This is a genomic window from Megasphaera geminata F0357, assembly GCF_000239275.1.
Classification (GTDB): Bacteria; Bacillota; Negativicutes; order Veillonellales; family Megasphaeraceae; genus Megasphaera; species Megasphaera geminata.
In genome coordinates this window covers 1-10,489 of record NZ_JH417573.1, presented here as the reverse complement: position 1 = coordinate 10,489, position 10,489 = coordinate 1, and the positions used below count along the sequence as shown (strand labels likewise).

The following is a 10,489-nucleotide window of genomic DNA, read 5'->3' as shown; positions in this document are numbered from 1 at the left end:
TCGTTCAATTTTTGAAGGGGCTGTTTACAAGGTTAAATAAATTTACGAAGACAGTAGCAGATTTTGGTTGTACGGACAGGGGCTTTATAAAAAGCAATCTCCGTAAATATGGAGAAGAGACTATACAAGTACGGTAATGATATTATCAGGAGAGTTGCGCTGAATATTATCCTACCGGAGATTGTACTACCCTCCCTATTCTGATGCAATAGAATGATGCTGTCAAATAAATATTTACTGCTAAATTCCCGGCAGTTTCATGTCACACTTAGAATATATTAAATAAATCAAAACCAAAATAAAAGGGACAGATTCGGTAGAATGCCGATTTGAAGAAATTGCTTAATTGGTACTGACCGGCAAAGTGGATAATTTTATTGTAGCCACTTTATTATTCTTATTCGGCAATGAATCCCGGTGTTGTGAGATAGCGGTCGCCATTATCAGGAAGAATAACAACAACGGTTTTACCTTCATTTTCCGGACGTTTTGCCAGCTCCGTCGCCGCGTAGAGAGCTGCACCGCTTGAAAATGCCGATGAGTAAGCCTTCTGTTTTAGTGAATATTTGTGCCGTTTTAAAAGCTGCGTCGTTGGTTACGGAAAATATCTCATCATAAATTTCGGTATTCAGTGTTTCAGGAACAAAGTTTGCCCCGATGCCTTGAATTTTGTGAGGAGCTGCATGGCCTAGAATAGGGAGGGGAGAATCTGCCGGCTCGACAGCAACGACCTTAATGCTTGGTTTTTTGCTCTTTAAATATTTGCCTGTACCGGAAAGAGTACCGCCCGTACCTATGCCGGCAAGAAAGATATCGACAGTGCCGGCCGTATCTTCGTAGATTTCGGGACCGGTTGTTTCAAAGTGTATCTGCGGATTAACGGGATTCGTGAATTGGCCGGGAATGAAGGAGCCGGGAATTTCTTCCGCCAATTCGTTTGCTTTATCGACCGCACCTTGCATACCTGTTTTTCCCGGCGTGAGTATGATTTCCGCACCGTATGCGGCCATAAGATTACGGCGTTCAATAGACATTGTTTCGGGCATTGTTAGAATAATTCGGTATCCTTTTACGGCTGCAACAGCCGCCAAACCGATACCGGTATTGCCGCTTGTCGGTTCGATAATAACAGAACCGGGTTTTAATTTCCCTTCTTTTTCGGCAGCTTCAATCATACCTTTGGCGATACGGTCTTTGACGGAACCGGAGGGATTAAATGCTTCTAATTTCACGAGTACAGTTGCCTTTATATCTGTTGCTTCAGTGTAATGAACAGGTTCGAGTAGAGGTGTGTGGCCTATAAATTCTAATGTGGATTTGTATATATTTACCATGATGAGCAGCTCCTTTGTATAAAATATAAGTGATTTTACTGTTTTTGCGGAGTAAAGTGGTAACATCGGTTCGGATAAATTCTTGTTTTAGTGCAATTCATTATATTGCTCCTTTCCTTTATTACGGTATAGTGTAGCCGGCTTAATTATGATTGGAAATCTTATGCATATGCGTTCTGTCATATGAATCTATAGCATCAAGGCGTTTTTGCAGAAAGGCAATCTGTTGTCTTAATTCTTTAATTTCATCTTCTAATGGGTCGGGAAGATGATCATGGTTCAGGTCAATGTCTTGTTCCGTCAATTTGTGACGTATTCGCTTACCGTGTTGAACAACGACATGACCGGGGATTCCGACAACTGTCGAGTAAGGAGGTACTTCCCTTAAGACGACGGAACCGGCGCCGATTTTAGCGCCTTTACCGACTGTAAAAGAACCGAGAACTTTGGCACCGCTGGCAACGACAACATAATCTTCTAAAGTAGGGTGACGTTTGCCTTTCTCTTTACCCGTCCCGCCCAGGGTTACTCCCTGATAGAGAGATACGTTACAGCCGATGACTGTTGTTTCGCCGATGACGATACCTATGCCATGATCAATGAACAGCCCTTCGCCGATTTGTGCACCCGGGTGAATTTCTATACCCGTGAAAAAACGGGCAATACTGGAAATGATACGGGCCGTTACAAACCATTTATGGGTGTAAAAGAAATGAGACAGACGATGAGCCCAAATGGCGTGCAGTCCTGAGTAACAAAGCAAAATCTCTGCAATATTGCGTGCTGCCGGATCTCTATCTTTAATTACTTGAATATCTTTACATAGTCGTTTAAACACGACGGGATACCTCCTCCGATTGGAGTATAAAAAAAGACCAACCGTCAACAGAGACGGTGGTCCGTGGTTCCACTCTGATTGCAATCGAAAATTCCGATTGCCTCTTGTAACCTTGTAACGTAAGCTACACGGAGAAATCTACTGAAGTTCAATTTCTCTGCTCCCAAAGGCATTCAACATACTGTGGCTGCTGTATCGGCTTTCAGCCGCTGACCGATACTCTCTGTATGACCGTCGTATGCCTACTTGTTTTGGTCATTGCATTAATCTTTTAAAATTAATGATATCTTAACTTGATTAGTGCGGTTTGTCAAGAAAGGGCTGATAAAATTTATATATAAGACTGTAGCTTTATTTATTCTATCTTGATTGTAGTATAATTTGAACACGCAATCTGAAAGGATGTGTCATCTGTGGGTTCAAATACGGCTAAAAAGTGTTTCATTATGCATTTCCTCTGGTAATTTCCATTTGTGCGGGTTTTCTTTATAGGCCTTTCTTATGGCTTATTTACAGTATCTCGTGGGGTATCCCTTGTTTATCCGGTCATGATGTGCCTTCTCATTTTTGCTGAATCTATGGAATTTATTACAGTTACAATTCTTTCCAGCTCCTTTAATCCGCTCGGGGCACTCATTATGACGTTAATGGGTAACGGACGGCATCTTTTGGGGGGGGATTGCAATGCTCGGTAAAAATAAAGGCTGGAAAACACCTTATCTTATATATAGCTATGTGTGATGAGAGTTTTGCTATCAATGCGACGGCAGATATATCGGAAAATATTGACCTCGTCCAGATTTATTTTTGGGTAACCTTACACAACTGATACTATTGGTTCTGTGGTGTCGTTATCGGGTCTGTTGTCGGTACAACCTTATTTTTTTGCCTTTAAAAGGAATTTTTTCTTCTGATTCGGCGTTTTGAAGGTGTCACCTGTGACTGACATGCAGCATATAACTGTCCTCATTACGTTTTTAAAGAGGCTGTTGCGGGAGTATATGCCCAAGTATAAATAAACTGAAAATATGCCGTAAATTGGAAAAACTTGTGTTATAATATAGTAATAAGACTAGGTACTAGGGATTTAATAAGGAGAACATAGAATGTCTCTGACTGTATATTATTTAAATCACAGCGGGTTTGTCGTAGAAACGGATACGAAAATTCTCGTGTTTGATTATTATAAAGACCCTTCCGGTATAGTAGATAAAGCGGCTAAGACGGATAAACCGTTCTGGTTTTTTGTCAGTCACAATCATAGTGATCACTTTAATCCGCATATTGGCGATTTTGCTTATCATACGGCTTATTATATATATAATGAGAATGTTCCTTTTGCGGGCGGATCGGAAGAACAGCGCATATCAATGGCCGTTTACACTACTGTCAGCGTAAATGATGTGGAAGTGACACAGTATGGATCGACTGATGAAGGCGGCTCTTTCCTTGTGAAAACGGACGAAAAGATTATTTTCCATGCGGGAGATTTGAACTGGTGGCACTGGGATGGCGATACGGAAGAAAATAAAAGGGAAGCAGACAATATGTTTGCACAAGAATTACACCGCCTTACCGGGTTAGTTACGGACATTGCTTTTTTCCCTGTTGACGCTCGCTTGGGACGGGTTCGAGAATGGGGAGTTACTGCTTTTGCCGATACAGTTGCTATACGGACGGCCCTTATTCCCATGCATTATTTCGGCACGCCTTGGATCCCGTCACAGGAGTTTAAAGCAAGGCATAATGCCGTTCCTTTATGGATTCCACAGATAAATGGAGATAAACAGACTTTTTAAATATGCCTTTACACATGCTTGACCTTTGAGGAGGATATAATGGCACGAGAAGCACAGCAACAAAAACGTACACATATTGCCGACTATATTTTGATTATAGCAGCTTTGTGCGTATTGTTTTCTTTTCCTTTTGAGGACTTTTTTTGGGGCGGGTTATTGTCTCATTTAAGCGCCGCCGCCCTTATCGGCGGCCTTGCCGATTGGTATGCTGTGACCGCACTGTTTCATAAACCGCTGGGTATTTCTTTTAAAACGGAACTCATACCGAAAAGCAAGGAGCGCATCGCCGAAACGGCGCGTCATATGATTGAAAGTGAAATCCTTACGGTATCAAATATGTATTCAGTTTTAAAGAATCATCCCGTTTTAGAAGCGAGTCTGACCTATTTACAGAGTAAAGAGGGCTTTCATTCAGCTGAACGCGTTTTGGGCCAGATTTTAAATACCTTCCTGTATACCGTCGATTTGCGCTCTATTGTCGAAGCGTTCTCACGCTATGGAGAAGGCGCTATCGAACGTATCCATATTGCTCCAATGATGGGTAAAGCTATGAAAACCGGCCTTGCCGGCGAATCGGGAGCGGCTTTTCTGGACTTTTCTATTTTATCGCTTGAGAAAATGGTCAAGAGTAAAACAATGCATTCGTATATAGCGGATATCTATACAGAATCATTGCGTCAGTATGAACGTCGTAATTTTGTCTATGCCCTTGTCGTCAAAGCGGCTTTGGCAAGCGATGTATTCAGACCTGTCAATGTAGCGGCCGGAATTCAAAGGAAAATTTTGGAAGCATTGGAGCGAGCTAAAGAACCGGATACACTTGAACGGGAACGGGCAATACAATTTATTTGGGCACAAGCGGATCGATTGGAGCATAATGAGATATGGCAAGAACGAGTGGAAGCGTATAAAATCCGTTTTTACAAACATATTATTTCTCGCCCTGATATGAAGGAAGCATGGCAACGCTATGTACTTGATGAAGAACGGCAAAGTCGTGTTTGTTATTCTGCCGCTTCTTATGCTATTGAAAAGCTGGAAGCGTGGAGAACAAGTCCTGATCAGGTTGATCAATTAAATCGTTATATTTTGGCTATCGCCGCCAAGGAATTAAAACGGCTTCAAGAATGGTTCGGAACAACGGCGGAGCAGGAAATTCTCCGTTATGACAGTTATGAATTGGCTAAACAACTTGAATCCAATGTTTGGTATGACTTACAAATGATTCGCATTAATGGCTCCCTTGTCGGCGGGGCTTTAGGCACGGCTATTTTTTTTGCCATGTATGCTTTGAAAGGAGGTTGGTAGCATGAATTATCGTCAACGGGCGAATTTAATTCTTGCTTTATCCTTCTTGGCATTTTTTGTTATCTTTTTCTGGTGGTCGACGCATGAATTATCAATGGAGTTGAAGCTGGTCTTCTTTGTGTTGCAGTCCGCTCTTATCGGGGGCATTGCCGACTGGTTTGCCGTAACGGCGCTCTTTGATAAGCCGTTGGGCTTCCCTTATCACACGGAATTAGTTCATGTACATCGAAATCAGATTATTGATGGAATGACACGTATCGTTTCAGAAAAATTGTTACAACCTTATATTTGGAAAGATAAGCTTTATAAGATTTCTTTTGTTGACAAATTTACAGATTGGTTGCAGACAAAAGAAGGACATGAACGATTTCGCAATCTTCTCTTCGAAAGTGCTCAGCAGATATATACATATACGCACAAAACAGATATACAGGAAAATATTATCGTCCACATTCGTGATTATTTGAAACGGCAACCATTGGTAACGTTTCTCCAGGATCGTATTATTAATATGCTGGAAGATAAAGACAGCAAGATGCTTGAAGATTTTATCGGTCTTCTTAAAACATGTGTGCGAACGGATGCTTTTAAACAGCTTCTTGTCGAATCGTTACAAGAATGGTTGAATGAGTCGAAAACAACGCCCCATGTCATTGTTATGCTTAATAAATTTACAGGTATGGTAGATATGAATAGGATTGCCGCAGATGTGCAGAAAGGGCTTATTGTTTGGCTGGAGCGGTGGGAACATGCCGGTCCTGCTGAACGACAATGGCTTTGCCGTAAATTAGAAATGCAGCTTTATTCGATGAACGGGCAGCTTACATATACTGTTCAGAGCTGGCAGGATCATTTTGTTAATTTATTGCCTGTTGAAAAATGGTTCATCGCCACACAGCGTACGAGCCAAAGCTATTTTACGACAGGACCTGTTGGCAAGAAAAAACTTCAAGATTTGTTAGAACGCGAATTCATGAATTATCTGGAATATTGCAGTGAGCATCCTGAAATCAAACAGTGGCTTGACGATCAGATTCGCCGCTGTGTAGAAATTGTTTTGGAGAACGAACATGCACTCATCGGTGTTGCCGTGAAGGAAGTGTTATCGGGCTTTGATAAGAAGAAATTTAATGAATTCCTGGAAAGCAAGGTCGGCGAAGATCTGGCGTGGATACGTATTAACGGGACTATTGTCGGGGCTGTCATCGGTTTAATCGTCTTCGGTTTTGTCGAAATGCTTTACGCGCCTTATATAATACCGGCAATTAGGGGACTTTTCTTATTATAATGCGGGCGGTAACGACATGAATTTCCACCTTATTTTATTTGCATTTTTCCAGACGGACAAAGAGCCAAGTTTTTTCTCTTGATTTTAAATGCGGAGAGAACGTGGCTCTTTGTATTTGTAAATATTTTCTGACTATATTTTGACAGTTTTTTATGAAATCCCGGAAATGGCATTTGGCGAAATCATTTCCTTCCGTTCACGTCTTCCGGATACATATTTTATTGATTATAAAGTATTCTAAGACTATTTATTTAGTGCTATGAATCGGGAATAGAACTTTCCGGGTATCGACACCTGCAGGGGACAGGCCTGCTTTTATCTTTTAGATTAAATGCATTCTTTTACTCCGGTTCCGTCAAAGGCAGGAATAAAGGTGTCGTCGGCACAGCCTGTTTCCTGTACGAAACCGTCTTCAATTGTGCTGTTAAAAAGATAAGATTCTACTTCATCATACTCGGCCGTTGTTAAAGGGCGGTTAATTTCAGGATATAATACGGTTTTGCCGCAAGGAATGTATTGCCGCATAAGGCTAAACAGGACTTGTCCTTCAGAGAAATGATTTTCTACCCAATCAATAATCCGCTTTGAGTTGTCTAAGGCATTCGGTAAGATAAGATGACGAATAATTACACCTTTTTGCAAGATCCCGTCATCATTCATTTCGTAATCACCGACCTGGTCGTACATGGTAAGGATTGCTTTTTTTGCTACTTTATCGTAATCGTAGACATTACTGTAACGAGAGGATAATGTCGAACTAATATATTTTAAGTCAGGCAACCAAATTTGGACTTTCCCTTTAAGGCGTTGAAGCGGTTCAGGTTTCTCGTAGCCTCCGCAATTATAAATTACCGGGACAGGTATTTTCTCGTCAAGGCTGGCCTCTACGGCACGAATATAGTGACTGGGCGTGACAAGATTAATATTATGGGCTCCTTGAGTAATCAAACGATGATATATATTCTTCAGTTCTGTAACAGTTACGGCAATTCCGCATTCATGCTGACTGATGACGTCATTCTGGCAAAATATACAGCGCAAATTACAGCCGCCGAAAAAGACCGTTCCCGATCCCTTTGTGCCGCTGATGCAGGGTTCCTCCCATCTGTGCAACGCCGCTCTGGCAACTATCGGCTGAAAAGCCTTGCCGCAATAACCTGTTTTAAGTGATTTGGCATCCGCGTAAAAATGAGCGTTCCGTATTACAATTCTCGTTACAGTCATTACAGATGTCGGATTTCATTTCATCCATCCGCATAGCCTCCGCTTTCGGAAAAATACATTTATAAAAGGCCGACCCATAATGAGATCGGCCTTTATAACAGAAAAACAAGCAGTACAATAAATTAATGAACCTGAACCGCCTGTTCGTCAAAGCGCTTTGCAGCGGGATCGGTGAGTTCGAGTTCTTTTAGTCGTTTCAATTCCGTTTCTTCTACGGATGTGGACGTATCGTAGCTGGTGGGAATCGTCTTGGCAAGATAGATGCACTTCTTAATGGAGGCAACACTGATAATAATAACAAAGATCGCCATGATTGCTGATACGGAGAAAAGCAGCCATTCACCCTTGGGTAAGTAGATTTCAAACATATTAAGGAAATCTGCGTAAAAGATAACTACTGTTAAAAAGACCCAAGGAATAACCGTTACCCAGAGGTAACGAACTTTACCCATGTTGCAGATAACAACAGATGAAACGGCGAGAGTAATGATTGCAAGCAACTGATTGGATACGCCGAAAATCGGCCAAATAGTTGACAAATTGCCGCGCAGTACAATATACCCCCAAGCACCGGAGATGAGAGCGGAAGCAATTAATGCACCGGGGAGCCAATGAGGATCTGCAAATTTCGGGAAAGCACGACCGATCAGCTCCTGCAGCATGTAGCGGCCTACACGAGTACCTGCATCAAGGATTGTCATGATGAACAACGCTTCAAACATGATACAGAAATGGTACCAATAGTTCATTAGATGGTCCAGGCCGGGGATGCTGGAGAAGATAAATGCCATGCCGACGGCTAAAGATACTGCACCGCCGGGACGATGAGAAACGTCTTCGCCGACCATATGGCTGAGCTGCGGCAAGTCTACAACAGGGATATTGAGTGCCGCAAAGTGTTCAGCCGTCGAGTTGATTGCGAAGTAATCGTTAGGAATCAAGCTGGTTGCGGCGATTAAAGCCATCATGCCGACGAAGCATTCCGTAAGCATAGCGCCGTAACCGACAGGAAGGATGGAGCGTTCATTCATCAACATCTTCGGGGTTGTACCCGTACTGATCATACAGTGGAAGCCCGAGATTGCACCACAGGCAATAGTAATAAAAATATATGGAATAACGGGACCGGTGATAACAGGGCCGCCGCCGGAAACAAATTGCGTAACTGCCGGCATTTGAATAGTCGGCATAACAATGATAATCCCAAGTGCCAAGGCTCCGATAGTACCTATTTTCATATACGTGGACAGATAGTCACGCGGAGCAAGAAGAAGCCATACCGGAAGAGCGGCTGCAACAAAGCCGTATATAATGAGAGCAACGCCGATACCGTACGGACTGATCGTAAAGAACGGGGCCAGCGTCGGGCTTGCTGCAACGGCAGGTCCGAGGACAACTGCAAGCAATGTAAGAATAACCCCGATAATCGTACCTTCGCGAATTTTGCCGGGACGTAAAAAATGCATGTAAATACCGATAAATATAGCAATAGGGATAGTCATGCCGATTGTAAAGGTACCCCAAGGACTATCATGCAACGCATTTACGATAACAACGGCCATACCGGCCATTGCCAGGATATTAAGAAAAAGTACGGCAAGAGATGTTACTAAACCGATACCGCTACCCATTTGATGTTTAGCGATTTCTGCGATAGATTTGCCGTCATAACGCATAGATGCAAAAAGAATAACCATATCATGGACTGCACCGGCCAAAACACCGCCGATAAGAATCCATAATGCACCCGGTAAATAACCGAATTGCGCCGCAATGACAGGACCGACCAAAGGCCCGGCGCCTGCGATAGCGGCAAAGTGATGGCCGAAGACAACATATTTGTTGGTCGGCACGTAGTCATGTCCGTCTTCAAAACGGAATGCAGGTGTTACTTTGTACTGGTTTACTGCAAGTACTTTGGTAGCAATAAATGCACCGTAAAAACGGTATGCCAATACGAATACTAACGCTGAAATGATGACAATAAACAAACCGTTCATATCAATAGAACCTCCTTTTAAAGTATATACTATAGTTTAAAAAACTATTACGTATCGAATATATTATATACTGCCAGATAAAAAAGGCAAGAGAACCATTGATAGAAGATATATGTTATTAATTAAAGTCCAACGTTTAACTCGCTACATGTAGTATATGTAATGGCAATAAAAGTATGTTTTTGTAATAGTGATTTGGCATATAACTATATTCCCAATGCATATATGTTTTGCTGATACGGATTGGGCTGTTAGTGTACAAAAAATGTATACATATGGTATAATAAATTCGTATCCTCAATATTGAAGAATCATGAAAGTTATAAGGAGTTAGATAAAATGCTTGTAACGGTAAACAAAGACAATTTTAAAGAGGTAGTGGAGAACTCACAGGTTCCAGTATTACTTGATTTCGGCGCTACTTGGTGCCCTCATTGTCAGAACCTGTTGCCCAAATTGGAAGAACTTTCAAAAAAAACGGAAGACAAGCTTGTTGTGGCTACGATTGATACGGACGAGAATCCGGAAATTGCAGCTGCTATGCATATTGAATATATCCCGGCCCTTTTTGTTTATAAAGACGGGGCTTTCAGTGATATGCTGGTAGCGCCAGAGTCGTCGGAGAGTCTTGAGAACTGGCTGAAAGAAAAGGGTGCCTTGTAATATTTTATAAAAGCAGCGTTTGCTTTCGTAGAAAA

The 10,489-nt window shown here is 42.1% G+C and carries 8 protein-coding genes, 1 pseudogene and 1 other annotated feature; of the genes and pseudogenes, 5 read left to right on the top strand and 4 right to left on the bottom strand.

The features are described 5' to 3' along the window. Positions 1-397: 397 nt before the first annotated feature. Positions 398-1,334: pseudogene (gene cysK, locus HMPREF0080_RS02650) on the bottom strand (cysteine synthase A). A 142-nt stretch (positions 1,335-1,476) separates the two neighbouring features. After that, positions 1,477-2,172: a serine O-acetyltransferase gene (cysE, locus tag HMPREF0080_RS02645; RefSeq protein WP_006789631.1), complete on the bottom strand. Its 696-nt coding sequence runs from the start codon at positions 2,170-2,172 to the stop codon at positions 1,477-1,479. 46 nt (positions 2,173-2,218) lie between these two features. After that, positions 2,219-2,440: a binding site (T-box leader), on the bottom strand. A gap of 205 nt (positions 2,441-2,645) precedes the next feature. On the opposite strand from cysE, the gene HMPREF0080_RS11640 reads away from it, so the two are divergent. The 4 genes from HMPREF0080_RS11640 to HMPREF0080_RS02630 all read left to right on the top strand — a co-directional run bounded on the left by HMPREF0080_RS11640 (position 2,646) and on the right by HMPREF0080_RS02630 (position 6,567). Then, positions 2,646-2,867, top strand: coding sequence for an AzlC family ABC transporter permease (locus tag HMPREF0080_RS11640; protein WP_071777888.1), 222 nt, complete (start codon positions 2,646-2,648; stop codon positions 2,865-2,867). A gap of 411 nt (positions 2,868-3,278) precedes the next feature. After that, positions 3,279-3,971, top strand: coding sequence for an MBL fold metallo-hydrolase (locus tag HMPREF0080_RS02640; protein ID WP_006789629.1), 693 nt, complete (start codon positions 3,279-3,281; stop codon positions 3,969-3,971). 39 nt (positions 3,972-4,010) lie between these two features. Next, a complete protein-coding gene (locus HMPREF0080_RS02635; RefSeq protein ID WP_006789628.1) occupies positions 4,011-5,279 on the top strand; it encodes a DUF445 domain-containing protein in 1,269 nt (422 codons plus the stop codon). Between the two features lies 1 nt (position 5,280). Next, positions 5,281-6,567: a DUF445 family protein gene (locus HMPREF0080_RS02630; protein WP_006789627.1), complete on the top strand. Its 1,287-nt coding sequence runs from the start codon at positions 5,281-5,283 to the stop codon at positions 6,565-6,567. Between the two features lie 327 nt (positions 6,568-6,894). On the opposite strand, the gene HMPREF0080_RS02625 is transcribed toward HMPREF0080_RS02630, so the two are convergent. Beyond that, on the bottom strand, positions 6,895-7,608 hold the full coding sequence (locus HMPREF0080_RS02625) for a radical SAM protein (RefSeq protein WP_245527201.1): 714 nt from the start codon (positions 7,606-7,608) through the stop codon (positions 6,895-6,897). A gap of 305 nt (positions 7,609-7,913) precedes the next feature. Next, the gene (locus tag HMPREF0080_RS02620) at positions 7,914-9,791 is read right to left on the bottom strand and encodes a carbon starvation CstA family protein (protein ID WP_006789624.1); all 1,878 of its coding nucleotides are present in this window, start codon (positions 9,789-9,791) and stop codon (positions 7,914-7,916) included. A gap of 273 nt (positions 9,792-10,064) precedes the next feature. Here HMPREF0080_RS02620 and HMPREF0080_RS02615 point away from each other — a divergent pair, with 273 nt between their 5' ends. Continuing rightward, positions 10,065-10,454: a thioredoxin family protein gene (locus HMPREF0080_RS02615; protein ID WP_280959816.1), complete on the top strand. Its 390-nt coding sequence runs from the start codon at positions 10,065-10,067 to the stop codon at positions 10,452-10,454. The last annotated feature ends 35 nt before the right edge of the window (positions 10,455-10,489 follow it).

Bases quoted from the DNA above. Each gene is read 5' to 3' on its own strand.
- HMPREF0080_RS02640 (WP_006789629.1), top strand. From the start codon at position 3,279: ATGTCTCTGACTGTATATTATTTAAATCACAGCGGGTTTGTCGTAGAA.
- HMPREF0080_RS02635 (WP_006789628.1), top strand. From the start codon at position 4,011: ATGGCACGAGAAGCACAGCAACAAAAACGTACACATATTGCCGACTAT.
- HMPREF0080_RS02630 (WP_006789627.1), top strand. From the start codon at position 5,281: ATGAATTATCGTCAACGGGCGAATTTAATTCTTGCTTTATCCTTCTTG.
- HMPREF0080_RS02620 (WP_006789624.1), bottom strand. From the start codon at position 9,791: ATGAACGGTTTGTTTATTGTCATCATTTCAGCGTTAGTATTCGTATTG.